This is a genomic window from Pseudonocardia sp., from assembly GCF_029263155.1.
Lineage (GTDB): Bacteria > Actinomycetota > Actinomycetes > Mycobacteriales > Pseudonocardiaceae > Pseudonocardia.
This window is the reverse complement of sequence record NZ_JAJCYB010000055.1, coordinates 1-21,777: the sequence shown is the minus strand read 5'-3', so window position 1 is coordinate 21,777 and position 21,777 is coordinate 1. Positions and strand designations below refer to the sequence as shown.

17 protein-coding genes and 1 pseudogene are annotated in these 21,777 nt (G+C 74.1%); 17 read left to right on the top strand and 1 reads right to left on the bottom strand.

From position 1 onward, the window contains the following. The first annotated feature begins 118 nt into the window (after nt 1–118). The 4 genes from uraD (Q1K26_RS10785) to pucL are packed head-to-tail and all read left to right on the top strand — an operon-like array spanning nt 119 to nt 3,677. A complete protein-coding gene (gene uraD / locus Q1K26_RS10785) occupies nt 119–2,026 on the top strand; it encodes a 2-oxo-4-hydroxy-4-carboxy-5-ureidoimidazoline decarboxylase (RefSeq protein WP_300009946.1) in 1,908 nt (635 codons plus the stop codon). After that, a complete protein-coding gene (gene uraD, locus Q1K26_RS10780; protein WP_300009943.1) occupies nt 2,023–2,496 on the top strand; it encodes a 2-oxo-4-hydroxy-4-carboxy-5-ureidoimidazoline decarboxylase in 474 nt (157 codons plus the stop codon). Before uraD (Q1K26_RS10785) ends, uraD (Q1K26_RS10780) begins: the two co-directional genes overlap by 4 nt. Next, a complete protein-coding gene (uraH, locus tag Q1K26_RS10775) occupies nt 2,493–2,810 on the top strand; it encodes a hydroxyisourate hydrolase (RefSeq protein WP_300009940.1) in 318 nt (105 codons plus the stop codon). Before uraD (Q1K26_RS10780) ends, uraH begins: the two co-directional genes overlap by 4 nt. Nucleotides 2,811–2,816: 6 nt before the next feature. Then, nucleotides 2,817–3,677, top strand: a complete 861-nt coding sequence (gene pucL, locus Q1K26_RS10770; protein ID WP_300009937.1) for a factor-independent urate hydroxylase — start codon at nt 2,817–2,819, stop codon at nt 3,675–3,677. 87 nt (nt 3,678–3,764) lie between these two features. On the opposite strand, the gene Q1K26_RS10765 is transcribed toward pucL, so the two are convergent. Beyond that, nucleotides 3,765–5,321 (bottom strand): PucR family transcriptional regulator ligand-binding domain-containing protein, encoded by a 1,557-nt coding sequence (locus Q1K26_RS10765; RefSeq protein WP_300009934.1) that lies wholly within the window; start codon nt 5,319–5,321, stop codon nt 3,765–3,767. A 93-nt stretch (nt 5,322–5,414) separates the two neighbouring features. Between Q1K26_RS10765 and Q1K26_RS10760 the strand changes: the two genes are divergently transcribed. From Q1K26_RS10760 to Q1K26_RS10700, 13 genes and pseudogenes are all read left to right on the top strand, one after another. Continuing rightward, complete coding sequence (locus tag Q1K26_RS10760; protein ID WP_300009931.1) at nt 5,415–6,299, top strand: FAD binding domain-containing protein; 885 nt, start codon at nt 5,415–5,417, stop codon at nt 6,297–6,299. Further along, complete coding sequence (locus Q1K26_RS10755) at nt 6,296–6,781, top strand: (2Fe-2S)-binding protein (protein WP_300009928.1); 486 nt, start codon at nt 6,296–6,298, stop codon at nt 6,779–6,781. The genes Q1K26_RS10760 and Q1K26_RS10755 overlap by 4 nt, the downstream gene beginning before the upstream one ends. Continuing rightward, nucleotides 6,778–8,142: an 8-oxoguanine deaminase gene (locus tag Q1K26_RS10750; protein ID WP_300009926.1), complete on the top strand. Its 1,365-nt coding sequence runs from the start codon at nt 6,778–6,780 to the stop codon at nt 8,140–8,142. The genes Q1K26_RS10755 and Q1K26_RS10750 overlap by 4 nt, the downstream gene beginning before the upstream one ends. Next, nucleotides 8,139–10,394, top strand: a complete 2,256-nt coding sequence (gene pucD / locus Q1K26_RS10745) for a xanthine dehydrogenase subunit D (protein ID WP_300009924.1) — start codon at nt 8,139–8,141, stop codon at nt 10,392–10,394. Before Q1K26_RS10750 ends, pucD begins: the two co-directional genes overlap by 4 nt. Before the next feature lie 99 nt (nt 10,395–10,493). After that, on the top strand, nt 10,494–10,868 hold the full coding sequence (locus Q1K26_RS10740) for a gamma-glutamylcyclotransferase (RefSeq protein WP_300009922.1): 375 nt from the start codon (nt 10,494–10,496) through the stop codon (nt 10,866–10,868). A 220-nt stretch (nt 10,869–11,088) separates the two neighbouring features. Further along, nucleotides 11,089–12,417, top strand: a pseudogene (allB, locus tag Q1K26_RS10735) (allantoinase AllB); the annotation flags it as partial. 111 nt (nt 12,418–12,528) lie between these two features. After that, nucleotides 12,529–13,524: an allantoicase gene (gene alc, locus Q1K26_RS10730; RefSeq protein WP_300009967.1), complete on the top strand. Its 996-nt coding sequence runs from the start codon at nt 12,529–12,531 to the stop codon at nt 13,522–13,524. A 105-nt stretch (nt 13,525–13,629) separates the two neighbouring features. Then, nucleotides 13,630–14,409 carry a TIM barrel protein gene (locus Q1K26_RS10725; RefSeq protein ID WP_300009919.1) on the top strand — a complete coding sequence of 260 codons (780 nt, stop codon included), beginning with the start codon at nt 13,630–13,632 and terminating at the stop codon, nt 14,407–14,409. After that, nucleotides 14,406–15,284: a 2-hydroxy-3-oxopropionate reductase gene (locus Q1K26_RS10720; RefSeq protein WP_300009916.1), complete on the top strand. Its 879-nt coding sequence runs from the start codon at nt 14,406–14,408 to the stop codon at nt 15,282–15,284. Before Q1K26_RS10725 ends, Q1K26_RS10720 begins: the two co-directional genes overlap by 4 nt. Continuing rightward, nucleotides 15,281–17,059 carry a glyoxylate carboligase gene (gcl, locus tag Q1K26_RS10715; protein WP_300009913.1) on the top strand — a complete coding sequence of 593 codons (1,779 nt, stop codon included), beginning with the start codon at nt 15,281–15,283 and terminating at the stop codon, nt 17,057–17,059. Before Q1K26_RS10720 ends, gcl begins: the two co-directional genes overlap by 4 nt. Continuing rightward, complete coding sequence (locus Q1K26_RS10710; protein WP_363320461.1) at nt 17,059–18,336, top strand: glycerate kinase; 1,278 nt, start codon at nt 17,059–17,061, stop codon at nt 18,334–18,336. Before gcl ends, Q1K26_RS10710 begins: the two co-directional genes overlap by 1 nt. Before the next feature lie 208 nt (nt 18,337–18,544). Beyond that, nucleotides 18,545–20,626: a choline BCCT transporter BetT gene (gene betT / locus Q1K26_RS10705; protein ID WP_300009910.1), complete on the top strand. Its 2,082-nt coding sequence runs from the start codon at nt 18,545–18,547 to the stop codon at nt 20,624–20,626. A 520-nt stretch (nt 20,627–21,146) separates the two neighbouring features. Then, a partial coding sequence (locus Q1K26_RS10700) for a DUF222 domain-containing protein (protein WP_300009907.1) occupies nt 21,147–21,777 on the top strand: 631 nt, incomplete at its 3' end.

Sequence of the window (21,777 nt, the reverse complement as noted above, 5' to 3'; positions counted from 1 at the left end):
TCGCACAACCACGCGGCTCCGCGGATGGCCCCGGTTCGTCGGTTCCGTGGGTGGTCGGGCCCGCGGCCCGCCCGCCATCGTGAGGCGGATCTCATCCACCGCCCTGCGAGGTGCCCCCGTGCGCGGAACGACACGCCCCACCCACCCGGTCGACGAGGTGCTGCCTGCGGGCAAGCTCGCCGTCTACGGCTTCCAGCACGTGCTCGCCTTCTACGCCGGGGCCGTGATCGTCCCGATCCTGCTCGCGGGCGCGATCGGGCTGTCCGAGCGCGAGCTCATCCACCTGATCAACGCCGACCTGTTCACCTGCGGCATCGCCTCGATCATCCAGAGCGTCGGCTTCTGGAAGGTCGGGGTCCGGCTGCCGCTGCTGCAGGGCGTCACGTTCACCGCGGTCTCGCCGATGATCGCCATCGGGCTCGCCGCCGGCGGGGGCACCGACGGGCTCCTGGTGATCTACGGCTCGGTGATCGTGGCCGGGCTCGTCACGTTCCTGATCGCGCCGTACTTCTCGAAGCTGATCCGGTTCTTCCCGCCCGTCGTCACCGGTTCGGTCATCCTGATCATCGGGCTGGCCCTGCTGCCGGTGGCCGCGCTCGACGCCGTCGGCGGCGGGTCGGACCCGCAGCCGGGCAACCTGCGCAACCTCGCCTACGCGCTGGGCACGCTGCTGGTCATCGTCGCGATCCAGCGGATCTTCCGCGGCTTCATGGCGACGGTCGCGGTGCTCGTCGGTCTCGTGCTGGGCACGCTGGTGGCCTGGGGGCTCGGGGACGCGACGTTCGACGCGGTGGACGGGTCGTCCTGGTTCGGCGTCACCACGCCGTTCCACTTCGGGTGGCCGCAGTTCAGCTTCGCCGCGATCGTGTCCATGATCGTGGTCATGCTCATCACCGCCGTCGAGACCACCGGGGACGTCTTCGCCACCGGCGAGATCGTCGACAAGCGCGTCGGGCGCGAGGACGTGGCCCGCGCGCTGCGCGCCGACGGCCTGGCCACCACGATCGGCGGGGTGTTCAACTCCTTCCCCTACACCTGCTTCGCCGAGAACGTCGGGCTGGTGCGGTTGACCCGGGTGAAGAGCCGCTACGTCGTGGCCGCGGCGGGCGTCATCATGATCCTGATCGGGCTGGTGCCCAAGGCGGGCGCGGTCGTGGCCGGCATCCCGCACCCCGTCCTCGGCGGCGCGGCGCTGGCGATGTTCGCGACGGTGGCGGTGGTCGGCATCCAGACCCTGTCCCGGGTGGACTTCCACGACCACCGCAACGTCGTGATCGTGGGTTCGTCGGTCGGGCTGGCCATGTTCGTCACCGCGCAGCCCGACGTCGCCACCGCCGTGCCGCCGTGGGCGCAGATCATCTTCGGGTCGGGTATCACGCTGGGCAGCATCGCCGCGATCGGGCTCAACGTCGTGTTCCACCATCTCGGACCGGACCGCGGTCCCGCGGTGGCGGGAACGCCCGGCGACTCGGTGCGGCTGGCCGAGGTGAACCAGATGGGTCGCGACGACTTCGTCGCGACGTTCGGGCGGCTGTTCCAGGGGTCCGGGGAGGTGGTGGGCCACGCGTACGACCGGCGCCCCTTCGCCGACACCGGCGCGCTGCGCACCGCGTTCCAGGAGTCCCTGTTCTCGGCCCCGCGCGACGAGCAGCGCGCGCTGATGGCGCACTATCCCGATCTCGGCGGGGACCGCGTCGCCGACGGCGAGGAGGGTGAGGACTCCGTGCGCGACCAGTCGGCGGCCGGGCTGACCAGGCTCACCGAGACCGACCGCGAGGAGTTCGCCGCGCTCGCCGCCGCCTACCGGGAGCGGTTCGGGATCCCGCTGATCGTCTGCGTGCGCGACTCCTCGCGCGAGCACATCCTGCGCGACGGCTGGGCCCGGCTGGAGAACTCGCCCGCGCAGGAGCACGCCGCCGCCCTGATCGAGATCGCGAAGGTGGCCGGTCACCGCTTCGCCGATCTCGTCGCCGACGCCAACCCGATCGCCGGCGCGCGCGCCCGGGCCTTCCGGGGGGACCGGTGAACCTCGCCGCGTTCAACACCTCGTCCGACGCCGAGCACGAGCTGCGCACGCTCTGCGCGGCGCCCGACTGGGCGGCCCGGGTGGCGGCCGGGCGGCCCTACGGCAGCGTCGACGACCTGCTCGTCGCCGCGGACCGGGCCCTCACCGACGCCGACCTGGACGCCGCCATGGCCGGTCACCCGCGCATCGGCGACCGCACGGCCGGCGGGCGGTCGCGGCGCGAGCAGAGCGCGGTCGGGACCGCGGCCACCGACCTGCTCGACGCGCTGGCCGCCGGCAACGAGGCGTACGAGCAGCGGTTCGGCCACGTCTACCTCGTCTGCGCCAGCGGCCGCGGCGCCGAGGACCTGCTCGCCACCCTGCACGCCCGGCTGGCCAACGACGCCGCCACCGAGCGGGCCGTCGCCCTGGCCGAGCTGGCCGCGATCAACCGGATCCGGCTCACCCAGTTCCTGGAGGTCGTCGCATGACGCTGTCCACGCACGTCCTGGACGCGACGTCGGGCCGCCCGGCCGTCGGCCTCGCCGTGCGTCTCGCGTGCGGGGGCGCGGTGCTGGCGCGCGCCGTCACCGACCGCGACGGCCGTGTCCGGGACGGGTTCCCCGACCTGGCCGCCGGCACCTACACGCTCACGTTCGACACCGGCGGGTACTTCGCCGCCACCGGGCAGCAGGGCTTCTACCCGGAGGTGGCCGTCACCTTCGCCGTCACCGATCCGGGGAGCCACCACCACGTGCCGCTGCTGCTGTCCCCGTTCGCCTACTCGACCTACCGCGGGAGCTGACAAGCGATGGGAATCGTCCTGGGAGCCAACCAGTACGGGAAGGCGGAGAACCGGCTCGTCCGGATCCACCGCGAGACCGACCGCCACGAGATCCGTGACGTCACGGTGTCCACGGCGCTGCGCGGCGACTTCTCCGCCGCGCACCTCGCGGGCGACCAGTCCGACGTGCTGCCGACCGACACCCAGAAGAACACCTGCTACGCCTTCGCCAAGTCGCACGGGCTGGGCGAGATCGAGGACTACGCGCTCGCGCTGGCCCGGCACTTCGTCGACGACGTCGCACCGGTGCAGGGTGCCCGGATCGCGGTGGACGAGCTCGGCTGGGAGCGGGTGCCGGTCGGGGGGTCGGGTCACGACCACACCTGGGTGCGGCGGGGGCCCGAGGTGCGCACCACCGTGGTGACCGTCGACGCCGGGGGCGCGCAGGTGGTGTCGGGCCTGCGTGACCTGGTGCTGCTCAAGTCCACCGGCTCGGAGTTCGCCGGGTTCCTCGTCGACGGGTACACGACGCTGGCGCCCACCCACGACCGGATCATGTCCACCTCGCTCGTGGCGACCTGGACCTACGCCGGCGGCGCCGTCGGGGCCGGGGACGTCGAGTGGGACAGGACCTGGGCCGACGTGCGGCGGATCCTGCTGGAGCGGTTCGCCACGGTGCACTCGCTCGCGCTGCAGCAGACGCTGTGGGAGATGGGCAAGGCCGTGCTGGAGGCCCGTCCCGAGGTGGCCGAGATCAGCCTGTCGGCCCCGAACCGGCACCACTTCGTGGTGGACCTCGCGCCCTTCGGCCTGGAGAACCCGAACGAGGTGTTCCACGCCGCCGACCGCCCCTACGGGCTCATCGTGGCGACGATCACGCGGGACTGACCGGTCGCACCCCCGCATTGCAGCAAGGCCACCTTCACGCCATCTGGTTGCATGAAGGTGGCGTTGCTGCAATCACCGGGTGCGGCGTCAGCGCGACCGCAGGGCCAGGAACACGTCCACGCGGTCGGCGAACACGCCGAGGTCGCGGCCGGTGAGCTCCTCCACCCGCCCGATGCGGTAGCGGACCGTGTTGACGTGCAGGTGCAGCCGTTCCGCGGCGCGGCTCCACGATCCCGAGCAGTCCAGGAACGCCTCCAGGGTCTCGCGCAGGCCGGCGTCGTTGCGGGCGTCGTAGGCCAGCACCGGGTCGAGCACGCGCGCGGCGAAGGCCCGGCGCACCTCGTCGGGCACGGTGGCCAGCAGCGCCACGTGCGAGGTGACGTCCGCGCCGGTGACGACATGCAGCGCGCCGGCCCGGTGCTCGGCCAGGTCGCGGGCGTGGTGGGCCTCCCGCACCGCGCCGGCCAGCGCCCCCGGCTCCGACGGCCGGCTCATCCCGACGGTGAGCCGTTCGGGGCCCAGGCCCGGTTCCAGCCGGTGCAGCGCGGTGCGCAGCGGCCCGGGTTCGCCCGGGACCAGCGCCACGGCCAGCCCGTCGTGCACCCCGACGACCGGGGGGCCGACATGCGAGGCGGCGTCGACGAGCACCGCGCGCGCGATCTCCAGGCGGTCCGGCCGGTCGACGAACCCGGCCGCGACCACGGTCAGCGGCGCCGCGGGGTCGAGCCCGGCCTGGCGCAGCCGGGTGGCGGTCTCGGGGCGGTTCCCGGCGCCGCCGGCGACGAGCGCGACGGCGTCGTCGGCGATGTCGCGGGCCAGGCGCAGGCCCTCGCCGCGCCGCGCGCGGTCCAGCGCGGTGATCGCGACCAGCTCGTCCACCGCCTCCGCGATCGAGGCGTCCCAGGCCGGGAACGCCCCCTCCACGGCCACGAACCACGACGTCGACCGCTGCTCGGAGGCCGGGCCCACCGGGAACACCGAGTGCGCACCGGTCGAGCCGTCGCCCGCGCCGCGGGAGCGGCCCGCCCCCCGCACGACCGCGGGAAGCCGTGCGGCCGTCAGGAATGTCGCGGTGATGCGGTCCAGCTCGGCATCGGTCAGCGGCCGTGGCCCGGCGACGATCGCCCGGCCGGTCGCGGTCAGCACCCGGCACACCAGCCCGGTGGCCGCCGACACCTGGGCCACGAGCTCGTCGAGGCCGGTCCCGTCCGCGACGGCGGCGAGCAGCCGGCGCTGGCGTCCCAGCGAGTGCGCGAGCCGGTCGCTGCGCGCCGCCGCCAGCGCGCCCACCACGAGCTCGGTGACCGCGGAGAACGACGTCTGCTCGGGTACCTCGATCAGCGGGACGTCGTGGCGGCGGCAGGCGTCGAGCACGTCGTCGGGCGTGCTACCGGACCCGGCGGTGCCGGCGGCGAGCGCAGCGGTGCCCGCGGCGGCGAGCGCGGAGACGAACCGCTCGCTGTCGGCCGGCTCCCGGCGCCAGACCAGCCCGCTGAGCACCAGCTCGCCGCCGGACAGGTACCGGGCGGGGTCGATCAGGTCGGTGGTGTACACCCAGCGGACCGGCCGGTCCAGCGCCGCCCCGGAGCCGTGCAGCAGGCGCAGCCCCAGGCCGGGGTGCCCGACGAGCTCCCGCAACAGCATTGGAGGAACGTACAACTCCGGAGCGGATCGTGGTGGCCGATTCGTCACGGTGGCGACTTCTGCGGAGTGCCTGCCGAGGGATGTACTGCTCCCATGGACTTCCTGGCGCCGACCACCTGGGCCGAGGCCCTCGCGGCCAAGGCGGAGCACCCCGACGCGCTGCCCGTGGCGGGCGGCACCGACGTCATGGTCGAGATCAACTTCGACCACCGGCGCCCGCCCGCCCTGCTCGACGTCACCCGGGTGCCGGAGCTGCGCGACTGGACGCTCGACGACGGCCGGGTCCGGCTGGGTGCCGGGGTCACCTTCGCCCGCGTCATCGACGAGCTGGGCACGACGCTGCCCGGGCTCGCGATGGCGGCGCGGACCGTCGGGTCGCTGCAGATCCGCAACCGCGGCACCGTCGGGGGCAACCTCGGCGCCGCCTCCCCGGCCGGGGACAGCCACCCGGCGCTGCTCGCCGCCGACGCCGACGTCGAGGTGACGTCGGTGCGCGGCACCCGCACGATCCCGGTCGCGGAGTTCTTCACCGGCGTCAAGCGCAGCGCGCTGGCCCCCGACGAGCTGATCGCCGCCATCTGGATCGCCCCGCCGACCGGGCCGCAGCAGTTCTGCAAGATCGGCACCCGCAACGCCATGGTGATCGCGGTGTCGGCGTTCGGCCTGGCCCTGCACCCGGACCGCAGGGCCGTCGGCACCGGCATCGGCAGCGCCGCACCCACCCCGCGCCGGGCCGTCGCGGCCGGGGAGTTCCTGGCCGGGGAGCTGGAGGCCGCGGGGCTGTGGTCCTCGCGCGGCGAGCTGCCCGAGTCCCTCGCGGTCGAGTTCGGCCGCCGGGTGCGCGACGCCGCCGCCCCCATCGACGACGTCCGCGGCACCGCCGCCTACCGCTTGCACACCCTGTCCGTGATGGCGCGCCGCGCCGCCGGATGGGCCTGGACCGAGTATCGCCAAGGGAATGGACGGAGTGCCGCATGAGGATCTCCCTGACCGTCAACGGGACCGCGCACGACGTCGACGACGTGTGGGAGGGCGAGAGCCTGCTCTACGCGCTGCGCGAGCGGATGGGGCTGCCCGGCTCCAAGAACGCCTGCGAGCAGGGCGAGTGCGGCTCGTGCACCGTCTACCTCGACGGCGTGCCGGTGTGCTCGTGCCTGGTCGCGGCCGGGCAGGCGCAGGGCCGCTCGGTGACCACCGTGGAAGGGCTCGCATCCGACGGGGAGCTGCACCCGGTGCAGCAGGCGTTCGTCGAGTGCGGCGCCGTGCAGTGCGGCTTCTGCACCCCGGGGCTGATCGTCTCCACCCACGACCTGCTGGAGCGCAACCCGGCGCCGTCCGACCCGGAGATCCGGGAGGCGCTGGCCGGCAACCTCTGCCGCTGCACCGGGTACGAGAAGATCCTGGACGCCGTGCGCAGCGCGAGCGGAGCACGTACCGAGCGTCAGGCGGCGGAGCAGTGAGCACCGACGATGTGGTGACCACGATCATCGAGGGCGCGCACGTCGTCACCGTGACCGGAGAGGAGTTCGCCGGCGGGCACGTCGTGGTCGAGGGGAACCGGATCACCGCCGTCGGCGCCGGGCCGGCTCCCCGCACCGGGGGCGAGACCGTCGTGGACGGCCGCGGGTGCTTGCTCACGCCGGGGTTCGTCAACACCCACAACCACCTCTACCAGTGGGTCACCCGCGGCCTGGCCGTCGACCACACGCTGTTCGAGTGGCTCACCACGCTCTACCCGGTGTGGGCCGGCATCGACGAGCACGCCGTGCACACCGGGGCGAGCGGCGCGCTGGCCCAGCTCGCGCTCACCGGCTGCACCACCAGCAGCGACCACCACTACGTGTTCCCGCGCGAGGGCGGCGACGTCCTCGCGGCCGAGATCCGCGCGGCCGCCGAGGTGGGGCTGCGGTTCCACACGACGCGCGGCTCGATGGACCTGGGCCGGCGCGACGGCGGGCTGCCGCCCGACCACGTCGTCGAGTCGCGCGAGGCGATCCTGGCCGCGTCGCGCGAGGCGGTGGAGCGCTGGCACGACCCGTCGCCGGGCTCGATGCGGCAGGTGGCGCTAGCGCCGTGCTCGCCGTTCTCGGTGACCGGGGACCTCATGCGCGAGTCCGCGGTACTGGCCCGCGAGCTGGGAGTGCGGCTGCACACCCACCTCGCCGAGACCCTCGACGAGGAGGACTTCTGCCGCGAGCGCTTCGGCTGCTCCCCGCTGGAGTACGTCGAGTCGCTCGGCTGGACCGGCGACGACGTCTGGTTCGCCCACGCGATCCACCTCGACGACGGCGCCGTGAAGAAGATCGGCGACACCGCGACCGGGGTGGCGCACTGCCCGTCGTCCAACGCGCGGCTCGGGGCCGGCATCGCCCGCACCCGCGACCTGCGCGACGCCGGCGCCCGCGTCGGCCTGGGCGTCGACGGCGCGGCCAGCAACGAGGCCGGCAGCCTGCTGGAGGAGCTGCGGCACGCGCTGCTGTTCGCCCGCGCGGTCGGCGGACCCACGGCGCTGACCGTCCGCGACGCCCTGGAGCTGGGCACCCTCGGCGGCGCCGCGGTGCTCGGGCGGGCCGACGAGATCGGCTCGATCGAGGTCGGCAAGCTCGCCGACCTCGCCCTGTGGCGGATCGACGGCCTCGCGCACGCCGACGTCGCCGACCCGGTGGCCGCGCTCGTCCTGGGCTCGCCGCCGCCGCTGGAGCTGCTGCTCGTGGACGGCCGCCCGGTCGTCGAGCGCGACCGCGTCCTGACCGTCGACACCGACGCGCTCGCCCTCGAGTGCGCGCGCGTCCACCGCACCCTGTTGGAGAAGGCGTCATGACCTCGACCCAGACCGGTATCAGCGGCCGGATCGGCGACTCGCCGCTGCGGCCGGACGCGACCCTCAAGGTCACCGGCGAGTTCGCGTACTCCTCGGACCTGTGGCACGACGACATGGTGTGGGGCGCCACGCTGCGCAGCCCGCACCCGCACGCCCGGATCGTGTCGATCGACGTGACGGCGGCACTGGCCCTGCCCGGTGTCTCCGCCGTGCTCACCGCGGACGACGTGCCCGGCGTGAACGCCGTGGGCCTGGAGCACCTCGACACCCCGGCGCTGGCGACCGGGGTCGTGCGCTACGAGGGCGAGCCGGTGGCGCTGGTCGCCGCCGACCACCCGGAGACCGCCCGGCGCGCGGCGAAGGCGATCGTCGTCGACTACGACGTGCTGCCCGCCGTGACCGACCCCCGCCGCGCGCTGGACGCCGACGCGCCGCAGGTCCACGAGGGCGGCAACCTCGTGCGGAAGATGCAGATCCGCCGGGGCGACCCCGCGCCCACCGCGCCGGTCGTGGTGGCGCTGGACTTCGAGGTCGGCATGCAGGACCAGGCGTTCCTCGGGCCGGAGTCCGGGCTCGCCGTGCCGGCGGAGGACGGCGGCGTCGACCTGTACGTGGCCACGCAGTGGCTGCACGTCGACCAGTCCCAGATCTGCCGCGTGCTCGGGCTGCCTCCCGAGAAGGTCCGGTTGACCCTCGCCGGGGTCGGTGGCGCGTTCGGCGGGCGCGAGGACCTCTCGATGCACGTCCACGCCTGCCTGCTCGCGCTGCGCACCGGGAAGCCGGTGAAGATGAGCTACGCCCGCGACGAGTCCTTCTACGGGCACGTGCACCGGCACCCGGCCTGGCTGCGCTACGAGTTCGGCGCCCGACCCGACGGAACGCTGGTGTACGGCCGGGCCGACATCCTGTTCGACGGCGGCGCGTACGCGTCGTCGACGGGTGCGGTCGTCGGCAACGGCGGCACGCTGGGCCTGGGCCCGTACAACGTCCCGAACGTGCACGTCGACGCGCGCGGGGTGTACACCAACAACCCGCCGTGCGGGGCGATGCGCGGCTTCGGCTGCGTGCAGGCCGCGTTCGCGCACGAGGCGCTGATGGACGCCCTCGCCGAGCGGCTCGGGATGGACCCCGTCGAGATCCGGGCACTCAACGGGATGCGGCTCGGGGACACCAACATCACCGGTCAGGTCATCGACAGCGCGGCTCCGGTGCAGGAACTGATCGAGATCGTGCGGGACATGCCGCTGCCCCCGGCCCGCGGCGCGGGGACCGACATCCGGGAGCTCCCCGGCGGGGTCTCCAACACCACCCACGGCGAGGGCGTCGTACGCGGGATCGGCTACGCGGTGACCTACAAGAACGTGGGGTTCTCCGAGGGCTTCGACGACTACTCGACGGCCCGGGTGCGCCTGGAGCTGACCGGCGGCGAGCCGGTGGTCACCGTGCAGACCGCGGCGGCGGAGGTCGGGCAGGGCCTGATCACCGTGGAGCAGCAGATCTGCCGCACCGAGCTGGGTGTCGAGCGGGTCGTCGTGCACCCCAAGGACACCACCGTCGGCTCCGGCGGGTCCACGTCGGCGTCGCGGCAGACCTACGTCACCGGCGGCGCCGTCAAGGCGGCCTGCGAGGCCGTGCGGGCGTCGGTGCTGGCCCGGACGGAACCCGGGGCCCGCTGGGACGGTGACAAGATCGTCTTCGGGTCGGGGGAGGTGCGCTCGCTGGCCGAGGTGCTCGGTGACGACGCGGTCGAGGAGACCGTCGAGTGGCGCCACCGGCCCACCCACGAGATCGACCCGGAGACCGGGCAGGGCGACGCCCACGTGCAGTACGCGTTCTCCGCGCACCGGGCCGTCGTCGACGTGGACGTGGAGCTGGGGCTCGTCAAGGTCGTGGCGCTGGACACCGCGCAGGACGTCGGGAGGGCGATCAACCCCGACGCCGTGATCGGCCAGATCCAGGGCGGCAGCGCGCAGGGCATGGGGCTGGCGCTGATGGAGGAGATCGTCGTCACCGACGGCCACGTGCGGAACCCCTCGTTCACCGACTACCTGATCCCCACCATCCTCGACATGCCGCCGATGCGGATCGAGGTCCTGGAGTACGCCGACCCGCACGCCCCCTACGGCGTCCGCGGGGTGGGCGAACCGCCCACGATCAGCAGCGGCCCGGCGGTGGCGGCCGCGATCCGCGCCGCGACCGGCGGCGCACTCCGCCGCGTCCCGATCCGCCCCGAACACATCACCGGAGCCTGACCGCTGGCTCGCACACACCTCCGGTGGTTGGCACACAGGTCCGAACCTGTGTGCGGGCCCGGGAACCTGTGTGCGAGCCGAATTCGAAGGGAGCGAGACGTGCCACGGATGTTCCTCAACGGCACCGCCATGGCCGGCGGGGCGGACCACCACCTCGTCGGCGGCGCCCCGCTCGTCGCGGCCACCACCACCGCGCCGCGGTACCGCTTCCACGCCGTCGGCGGCCGCTACCCGGCGCTGGAGGACGTCGGCGCGGGCGGCGCGGCCGTGCAGGGCGAGGTCTACGAGCTGACCTACGACCAGCTGCGCGAGGTGCTGCTGCCCGGCGAGCCGGACGGCCTGGAGCTGGGCGTGATCGAGCTGGCCGACGGGTCGGGCTCGCTCGCGATGATCCTGCGGCGTTCGCACGTCGTCCCCGAGCTGACCGACATCACGGCACTGGCGAGCTGGCGCGCGTACCGGGAGCAGCCATGACCGCCGCCACCGCGCTGACCGGGGCCCCGAGCCCGACCCCGACCCCGCCGATCAAGGGCAGATGGCTGCCTGTGGATCACCTCGTACGACCATCTGCCCTTGATCACCCCGGTGGGGGGCGAGCACGGGCAACCGGGCCGGCCCAGCGACCGACCGGGGGAGCCGTCGTGAACACCGCCGTCGCGAACACTGCCGTCGTGCTCCGTCCCGCGGTGCCGACGTGATCACCGTGTTTTGGGCCCGGCGGGCCGTCGTCGACGGCGGCGTGCAGCCGGCGGCCGTGGTCGTCGAGGGCGAGCGGATCGTCGCGGTGCTGCCCGGGGACACCCCCGTCGCCGGTTCCCGCGAGGTCGTGCTCGGCGCCGACGAGGTGCTGATCCCCGGGCTGGTGGACACCCACGTGCACGTCAACGAGCCGGGCCGCACCGAGTGGGAGGGGTTCGCCTCGGCGACCCGGGCGGCGGCGGCCGGTGGCGTCACCACGATCGTCGACATGCCGCTGAACTCGCTGCCGCCCACCGTCGACGTGGCGGCGCTGGAGGTCAAGCGCACGGCCGCGGACGGGCAGTGCGCCGTCGACGTCGGGTTCTGGGGCGGCGCCGTGCCCGGCAACGCCGGCGAGCTGCGTGCGCTGCACGAGGCGGGCGTGTTCGGCGTCAAGTGCTTCCTCATCGACAGCGGGGTGCCGGAGTTCGCAGCCCTGCTCGACCCGGCGCCCGCGCTGCGGGAGGTCGCCGCGTTCGGCGGGCTGCTGATCGCCCACGCCGAGGACGGTGCGCTGGTCACGGCCGCGGCCGGGCCGCGCTACGCCGACTTCGTCGCCTCCCGGCCGGGCGCGTCCGAGGACTCCGCGATCGCCGGGCTGCTGCGCCTGGCCGCGGAGACCGGGGCCCGGGTGCACGTCGTGCACCTGTCCTCGGCGGGTGCGCTGCCGATGCTGGCGGCGGCCCGGCGCGAGGGCGTGCGGGTGAGCGTCGAGACCTGCCCGCACTACCTGGCGCTCACCGCCGAGGAGGTGCCCGACGGCGACACCCGCTTCAAGTGCTGCCCGCCGGTGCGGGAGGCGGGCAACCGCGACGCGCTGTGGGCCGGCCTCGCCGACGGCACGATCGACATGGTCGTCAGCGACCACTCGCCGTGCACGCCGGAGCTCAAGAAGCTCGACCCTGCTGATTCCTCGTGCGGCGACTTCGGCGCCGCCTGGGGCGGCATCGCGTCGCTGCAGCTGAGCCTGCCGGTGGTCTGGACCGAGGCCCGCCGCCGCGGCCACGACCTGGCCGACGTCGTGCGCTGGATGGCCGAGCGGCCCGCCGCGCTGGTGGGGCTGCACCGCAAGGGCCGCATCGCCGCCGGCTACGACGCCGACCTGGTGGTCCTCGCCCCGGACGAGACGTTCACCGTCGGCGCGCTGCACCACCGCAACCCGATCACCCCCTACGCCGGTCGCGAGCTGCACGGTCGGGTCCGCGTGACCTGGCTGCGCGGCGCCCCGGTGAACGGCGGACCGGTGGGCGACACCCCACCCCGCGGCCGCCTGCTGACCCGACAGGAGAACCACCGATGGCCCGCACCGCCGCGATCAAGGGCAGAAGGTCGCCCATCGAGTTCGAGAGACCGCCATCCGCCCTTGATCGGCGGGTCCAGGGGCGAGGAGGACGAGATGAGTGAGTTCCGGCGACTGCCCGATCTCGCGGTGCGCCACCTCGGCGGCTCGGTGGTGTACGCCAACGACGACGCCTTCGCCGCCCGCCAGAACCTGATCACCCCGGGACCCGCGGTGTTCGACCCGAGCACCTTCGGGCCCCAGGGCAAGGTCTACGACGGCTGGGAGACCCGCCGCCGCCGCGAACCCGGCCACGACGCCGCGATCGTGCGGCTGGGCGCTCCCGGGGTCGTCCGTGGCGTCGTGATCGACACCTCCTGGTTCACCGGCAACTACCCGCCGGAGGCGTCGGTCGAGGGCGTCGCGGTCGACGGGCACCCGTCGGTCGACGAGCTGGCGTCCGCCGCCTGGGCCCCACTCCTCCCGCGCACGGCGCTCACGGGGGACACCGAGAACGCGTTCGCCGTGGACTCGACGCGGCGGGTCACCCACGTCCGGCTGCGGATCTTCCCCGACGGCGGGGTGGCCCGGCTGCGGGTGCACGGCGAGGCCGTGCCGGACCCGGCGCTGCTCGACGCGTTCGGCACCGTGGACCTGGCGGCGCTGGAGCACGGCGGCGTCGTCACCGGGTGCTCGAACTTGTTCTACAGCTCGCCGAACAACCTGCTGCTGCCCGGGCCGGCCCGTTCGATGGGGGAGGGCTGGGAGACCGCGCGGCGCCGCGACGACGGCAACGACTGGGTGGAGCTCGCGCTCGCCGCCGAGGGCACGATCACCGTCGCCGAGCTCGACACCAGCTGGTTCCTGCACAACGCGCCCGGCGAGGCGTCGCTGCGGGGGCGCGTCGGCGCGGGGGAGTGGTTCGACCTGCTCCCGCGGGTACCGCTGCGGCCCGACACCCGGCACCGCTTCGTGCTCGCCGACCCGCGTCCCGTCGACCGGGTACGCCTGGACATCCACCCCGACGGCGGCTTGGCCCGCCTGCGCCTGCACGGCAGGCCCACCGAGACGGGCCGAACCGACCTGGCGCACCGCTGGACCGCGGCGCAGTAGCCGGGCCCCGCCGCCCCACCCCATTGCAGCAAGGCCACCTTCACGCAACGAGATGGCATGAAGGTGGCCTTCCTGCAACACACCGCACGCCCCTGGAGGGCTCCCATGGCGATCTCCTATGCCGTCAACTGCTCCATCCTGTTCACCGAGCTGCCCCTGCTGCGGCGCCCGGCCGCCGCGGCCGCCGCCGGCTTCGACGCGGTCGAGTTCTGGTGGCCGTTCACCCCCACCGGTCCCGACGTCGACGCGTTCGTGACCGCGATCGAGGACGCCGGCGTGCGCCTCACCGGGCTCAACTTCGCCGCGGGGGACATGCCGGCCGGCGACCGCGGCCTCGTCTCCTGGCCGGGCCGGGAGAGCGAGTTCCGCGACTCCGTGGCCGTCGCGGTGGGCATCGGCGAGCGGCTGGGCACGGCGGTGTTCAACGCGCTCCACGGCAACCGCATCGACGGCGCCGCAGGCCAGGACGAGCTCGCGTCCGAGAACCTGGCGTTCGCCGTCGGGGAGGCGGCCCGGATCGGCGCGACCGTCGTGCTCGAACCGCTCTCCGGTGCCGACCGCTACCCGCTGCGCACCGCGGCCGACGCGTTCGCCGTGATCGACCGCGTCCCCGGCCTCGCCCTGCTGGCCGACCTCTACCACCTCGCCGTCAACGGCGACGACCTCGACGCGCTCCCGGCGCACGCCGCCCGGATCGGTCATGTCCAGATCGCCGACGCCCCGGGCCGCCACGAGCCCGGCACCGGCTCGCTCGACCTGCGCCGCCACGTCGCCGCGATCACCGACGCGGGTTACACCGGCCACGTCGGCCTGGAGTACACGCCCACCACCACCAGCGCGGCCGCCTTCGACTGGCTGGCCCCGAACAGGGAGTCCTCGTCATGACCACCATCGCGTTCATCGGGCTCGGCATCATGGGCGGCCCGATGGCGGCCCACCTCGTGGCCGCCGGCCACGACGTGGTCGGCCACAACCTGTCCCGCCCGGCGCTCGACCGGCTCGTCGCGGCCGGGGGCCGCGCCGCTACCAGCACCGTCGACGCCGTCCGCGAGGCCGAGGTCGTGATCACGATGGTGCCGGACAGCCCGGACGTCGAGGCGCTGGCGCTGGAGATCCACCCGAACGTCAAGCCCGGCACCCTGCACATCGACTGCTCCACGATCCGTCCCGACGTCGCCCGCCGGGTCGCCGACGCCGGGGCCGAGCACGGCGTCCGCGTCGTCGACGCCCCGGTCAGCGGCGGCGAGGCCGGGGCCGTCGAGGCCACCCTGTCGATCATGGTCGGCGGGGAGGCGGCCGACGTCGAGGCCGCCCGGCCCTACCTCGACGTCGTCGGCGGCACCGTCGTGCACGTCGGACCGGCCGGCGCCGGGCAGACCGTCAAGGCGGCCAACCAGCTCATCGTCGCCGGGAACATCCAGCTCGTCGCCGAGGCGCTGGTGTTCCTGGAGGCCCACGGCGTCGACACCGACGCCGCGACGACGGTGCTCGCGGGCGGGCTGGCCGGCTCCGCCGTGCTCGACCGCAAGACCGCCGGGATGCGCGCCCGCGAGTTCGCCCCCGGCTTCCGCGTCGACCTGCACCACAAGGACCTCGGCATCGTCACCGCCGCCGCCCGCGAGACCGGTGTCGCGATCCCGCTCGGCGCGCACGTCGCCGGGCTGGTCGCCTCCCTACGCGCCCAGGGCCACGGCTCCCTCGACCACAGCGCGCTGCTGCTGCAGGTCGAATCCCTGTCCGGAAGGAAGAACACGCCATGACCCGCATGCGCGCCATCGACGCCGCCGTCGCCATCCTGCGCAGGGAGGGCGTCACGCACGTGTTCGGCCTGCCCGGCGCCGCGATCAACCCGTTCTACGACGCGATGCGGGCCGACGCCATCGCCACAGGTCACGGCCTCACGCACGTCCTCGCCCGCCACGTCGAGGGTGCCTCGCACATGGCCGAGGGCTACACCCGCGCGGCGGCCGGCAACATCGGCGTCTGCGTCGGGACCTCGGGACCGGCCGGCACCGACATGATCACCGGCCTGTACTCCGCGTCCGCCGACTCCATCCCGATCCTCGCCATCACCGGGCAGGCGCCGGTCGCGCGGCTGCACAAGGAGGACTTCCAGGCCGTCGACATCGCGGCCATCGCGGGCCCGGTCACCAAGCTCGCGATGACCGTCCTGGAGCCGGGGCAGGTGCCGGGCGCGTTCGCGCAGGCCTTCCACCTGATGCGCTCGGGCCGGCCCGGTCCGGTGCTGCTGGACCTGCCGATCGACGTCCAGCTCGCCGAGATCGACTTCGACGTCGAGACCTACGAGCCGCTGCCCGTGCACCGGCCCGCGGCCACCCGCGCCCAGGCCGAGAAGGTGCTGGACCTGCTGGCCGAGGCGGAGCGCCCGCTGATCGTCGCGGGCGGCGGGATCGTCAACGCCGACGCGTCCGCGGAGCTGGTGGAGCTGGCCGAGCTGCTGGACGTCCCCGTCGTCCCGACGCTGATGGGCTGGGGCACCATCGGCGACGACCACCCCCTGATGGCCGGCATGGCCGGACTGCAGACCTCGCACCGCTACGGCAACGCCACGCTGCTCGCGAGCGACTTCGTGCTCGGCATCGGGAACCGCTGGGCCAACCGGCACACCGGCGGCCTGGAGGTCTACCGCGCGGGCCGCACGTTCGTCCACGTCGACATCGAGCCCACCCAGATCGGCCGGGTGTTCGCGCCCGACTACGGCGTGGTCTCCGACGCGGGCGCGTTCCTGCGCCGGATCCTGGCCGCGGCCCGGGAGCGCGTCCTGCCGAAGCGGGACGCGTGGGTGCGCGAGTGCGCCGAGCGGAAGGGCTCGATGCAGCGCCGCACCCACTTCGACGACATCCCGGTCAAGCCGCAGCGCGTCTACGAGGAGATGAACCGCGCGTTCGGGCCGGAGACGCGCTACGTCTCGACGATCGGGCTCTCGCAGATCGCCGGCGCCCAGTTCCTGCACGTCTACCGGCCGCGGCACTGGATCAACTGCGGCCAGGCCGGGCCGCTGGGCTGGACGGCGCCGGCCGCGCTCGGCGTCGCGGTGGCCGACCCGGACGCGCCGGTCGTGGCGCTGTCGGGCGACTACGACTTCCAGTTCATGATCGAGGAGCTGGCGGTCGGCGCGCAGTTCAACCTGCCCTACCTGCACGTCGTCGTGAACAACTCCTACCTCGGGCTGATCCGCCAGGCCCAGCGCGGGTTCGGGATGGACTACTGCGTGCAGCTCGGGTTCGACAACGTCAACTCCCCGGAGCTGGGCAAGTACGGCGTCGACCACGTCACGGTCGCCGAGGGGCTGGGCTGCAAGGCGCTGCGGGTCACCGACCCCCGCGAGCTGGCCGGCGCCTTCGCCCGGGCCCGCGAGCTCATGGCGACCCACCGCGTGCCGGTCGTCGTCGAGGTGGTGCTGGAGCAGGTCACCAACATCGCGATGGGCACCGAGATCGACTCGGTGGCCGAGTTCGAGGAGCTGGCGAGCACCGCGTCGCACGCCCCCACCGCGACGATCCCGCTGCGCTGATGGGGCACATCCTCGTCGCACCGGACAAGTTCAAGGGCTCGGCGACGGCCGCCGAGGTCGCGGGCCACCTCGCGGCGGGTGTGCGGGACGCGGGCCGCCACGCCGTGGAGCTGCCCGTCGCCGACGGCGGGGAGGGCACGGTGGCCGCAGCGGTCGCGGCGGGGTTCCGGCCCGTGCCGGTCACCGTGTGCGGCCCGACCGGGAACCCGGTGCGGGCCCGGTTCGCGATCCGGCACGGGACGGCGGTGGTCGAGCTGGCCACGGCATCGGGCCTGGCGCAGCTACCGGCGGGCCCCGCGCCGCTGCGCGCCACCAGCCGGGGCACGGGCGAGCTGGTGCGGGGCGCACTCGACGCCGGCGCGACGACGCTCGTGCTCGGTGTCGGCGGCAGCGCATGCACCGACGGCGGGGCGGGGATGCTCGCCGCGCTGGGCGCCCGACTGCTCGATGCGGACGGGGCCGAGCTGCCCGACGGCGGCGCGGCGCTCGCCCGGCTGCACCGCATCGACCTGTCCGGCCTCGACGGGCGGCTGGCCGGGACCCGCTTCGTGCTGGCGAGCGACGTCGACAACCCGCTGCTGGGCCCGACCGGCGCCGCCGCGGTGTACGGCCCGCAGAAGGGGGCCGGCCCGCGCGAGGTCCGCGTGCTCGACGCGGCGCTGGCGCGGTGGGCCGCGGTCCTCGGGGCGGACGGGGCCCGGCCGGGCGCGGGCGCAGCGGGCGGCGTGGGCTTCGGCGCGCTGACCGTGCTCGGGGCGCAACAGCGCACCGGGATCGACGTCGTCCTGGATCTCGTCGGGTTCGGCGAGCGGCTCGGCGGGGCGGCCCTGGTCATCACCGGCGAGGGGTCGGTGGACGAGCAGACCCTGCACGGCAAGGCGCCGGCCGGGGTGGCCGCGGCCGCCCGGTCGGCGGGGGTACCGGTGGCGACGGTCTGCGGCCGCTCGTCCCTGCGGCGTGAGCAGGCCGCGGGCCTGGGCACCGTGCACGTGCTGACCGAGGTGGAGCCCGACATCGCCCGCTGCGTGGCCGACCCGGGCCCGCCGCTACGGGTGCTGGGGCGGCGGATCGCGGCGGCGGCCCGAGGCCGTGTCCACACCGGACCTCTCCGGCCGGCCCCCACCAGCGTGTCCGCCATTCGGTCGCGCACGCTGGGGCATTCGCCAGGATCGATCACAGTCGTGTGCGGGGTGCCGTCTCGGCCCTGTCGGCGAACCCGCCCGTGTGGGAAAGTCCGATCAACGATGGGCGACGTCCAAACCTCCGCGGAGTCGTGATGCATGAGCTGTCGACAGCCGGCACGCGGTGCGACGCCGCCCGGCGCCTGCCCCGCGGCCGCGCCGACGGCGGGCGGGTGGCCCTCCTGCTCCCGGGTCGTCGGCTGACGGTGCGTCCGGACGCGCCCCGCCTCCGGGCCACGACGCCGTTCCGCCCGTCCGGCGACCCACGCAGCACCGCCCCGACCGAGAAGACAGGAGCAACCTCATGAGCACCGTCGCAGAACCGGCGCTGCCACAGGAGAACACGCCCGGACCGGGGCGGGGTGCGCCCCGCGTCAAACGGATCGTCTTCGTCGGCTCGGCGGTCGGCACCCTCGCGGTCACGCTCTGGGCGCTGATCGCGCCGACCGGTGCCGAGGAGACCCTCGGCACTCTCGTCGGCTGGGTGTCGGAGTGGTTCGGCTGGTACTACATCGCGCTGGCCACCGCGGTGCTGATCTTCGTGATCTCGATCGCGATCTCCCGCCACGGCAGCGTCCGGCTCGGCCCCGAGCACTCGCGTCCGGAGTTCAGCACCGGGGCGTGGGCGGCCATGCTGTTCGCCGCCGGCATCGGCACCGATCTGATGTTCTTCGCGGTGTACGAACCGGTCGTGCAGTACCTCACCCCGCCCACCGGGCAGGGGGAGACCGTGGAGGCCGCCCGTGAGGCGACCGTCTGGACGTTGTTCCACTACGGCATCAGCGGTTGGGGCATGTACGCCCTGATGGGCATGGCGCTGGGCTACTTCGCGTACCGGATGAACCTGCCGCTGGCGGTGCGGTCCGCCCTCTACCCGCTGGTCGGCAAGCGGATCGACGGGCCGATCGGGCACACGGTGGATATCGCCGCCGTGCTGGGCACGATCTTCGGCGTCGCGACCTCGCTCGGCATCGGGGTCGTCGGGCTCAACGTCGGGCTCAACGTGATGTTCGGGCTGCCCCAGGGATTGGCCGTGCAGGCCGCGCTGCTGGTGATCGCCGTCGGCGTCGCCACCGTGTCCGCGGTCAGCGGCGTCGACAAGGGCATCAAGCGGCTCTCCCAGCTCAACGTCCTGCTCGCGATCCTGCTGGCCGTCTGGATCCTCGTCACCGGGAAGACCGCGTACCTGCTCAACGCCGCGGTGCTCAACGTCGGCGACTTCGTCCGGCTGTTCCCGGACATGACGCTGCAGACCTTCGCCTTCGAGGACACCGGCGACTGGATGAGCTTCTGGACCCTGTTCTTCTGGGCCTGGTGGGTCGCCTGGGCGTCGTTCGTGGGCCTGTTCCTGGCCCGGATCTCGCGCGGCCGGACCATCCGCCAGTTCGTCGCCGGCACCATGATCATCCCGTTCAGCTACATCGTCATGTGGATCAGCATCTACGGCAACGCCGCGATCGACGAGGTGCGCACGGGCAACGCGACCTTCACCGAGGCCGCCGCGGCCAGCCCCGAGGGCGGCTTCTACGCGCTGCTCGCGGAGTACCCCGCGTTCCCGTTCGTCGCCGGTCTGGCCACGGTCGTGGGCCTGCTGTTCTACGTGACCTCGGCCGACTCGGGTGCGCTGGTGATGGCGAACCTCTCGTCCCACCTGCGGTCGGTGGACCAGGACGCGAGCCCGCGGCTGCGGATCTTCTGGGCCGTCGCCACCGGGGCGCTGACGCTCGCCATCCTGGGCGTCGACGGCATCTTCGCCCTGCAGTACGCCACGGTGATCATGGGTCTGCCTTTCGCCTTCGTCCTGGTGCTGGTCATGATCGGGCTGTACCGGGCGCTGCGGGTGGAGGCCCACCGCACCGACAGCCTCGACCGCGCGATGCCGGGCCGGTTCTCCGGGCGCAGCAGCGCGGCCGACGAGACCCACCCGCACCCGATGTCGTGGCGCCGGCGGCTCACGCGGGCGCTGGCCTACCCGAGTCCGGAGCGCGGGCGGGAGTACCTCGACGAGGTCGCGCTGCCCGCGTTGCACGAGGTGGCGGGCGAGCTGCAGCAGCAGGGCGTCGACGCGCAGGCCCACACCCTGGAGGAGAACGGCGTCACCTACGTCGAGCTGCGCGCCGACACCGGCGACGACGAGCACCCGTTCCGGTACTGCATCTGGCCCCGGGAGGTGCCGATCCCGGCCTACGGGCGGGGCGCCCAGGTCGGCCACGACCACTACGCCCGCCTCGAGGTGCACCTCAGCGACGGCGGGCAGGGCTACGACGTGATGGGCTACACGCACACCCAGCTGATCGACGACGTGCTCGACCAGTACGAGCGGCACCTGGAGTTCCTGCGCCTGCAGCATCCCGCTCCGGCCGACGACAACAGGGCCCCGCGCTGAGGGCCGGCCGGCGGCCACTCCTCCGGCCGGGGCATGCTTGCCCCGGCCGGTAGCGGGCGCCTGTCGACAGGACCTCCGGATCGGTGTCGGGGACGGGCGGTGGATCCGCACAGCCACCCGGCCGGGGCGGCGACATCTCGCAGGGGGCGCGTCGGAATCCCCGGTGTGCTCCGGAGTGGTTGGATCCGATCGACCCGCGCCGGGCGCCCGCGAGTGTCGGGCGGGCCGGGGGTTCGAGTGCCTCGGCGGCCGCCTGGTGGGTCGGGTGAACCGTTCCGTTCCGGGTGGGGGTGGTCGGCTTCTACCGATGTGCTGCCGCGCCGATTCCGTTCCTCGGCGCTGGCGCGCCTGCGGTACGGATCGACTTGCCACCGAATGACCCTCCTCGATCTCCGTAGGGGGTCGGGTCGGCCGCTCCCCTACGGCGTCGATCTCCCGTCCGGTGGTGGGTCGCCGAGTGGTCGACCTCCATCGGTCGACGGTACCAAACGTGCAGCTCAGTGGCGGTACAGTAGAACACATGTTCCCATCCGTCGCCGCGCCCTACGCGCCCGAACCGGACGCGCCCGAACGGGACGCCGCCGAGCCACCGCCCACCATGGCGGACACGCCGCCGTCGGGGGTGTTCGCCGCCGAACTCGACTTCGCCACCGGGCATCTGGCCGCGCTGTCGGATGCCGAGCTGGTGGATGCGGTGGTGGGGTTCGAGAGGTTGGCCGCGTGGGCGGCGGCGCGGCAGGCCGCGGTGCTGGCCGAGTTCGCCGCCCGCCCCGCCGACCACCCCTCCGTGCCCGCCGCGGAGGTGCGGCAGTGGGCCGCCGACGAGATCGCCCTCGCGGTCACCGTGTCGCGGGGCTCGGCGCACGCCCGGCTGGCCCGGGCGGTGCGCCTGGACGGGGTGCTGCGCCCCACCCGCGACCTCCTCGAAACCGGACAGCTGGACCCCTCACGGGCCCGGTTGATCTGCGACCGCGTCGAACACCTCGACGACGACCTCGCCGCCGCCGTGCAGCACCGGGTGCTGACCCGGGCGGCGGGGCAGACCTGGGCGCAGCTCGACGCCGCCCTGCGCCGCGCCATCCTCGCCGTCGACACCGACGGCGCCACCACCCGACACCGCACCGCGAAACAGGCCCGGCGGGTGGACGTGT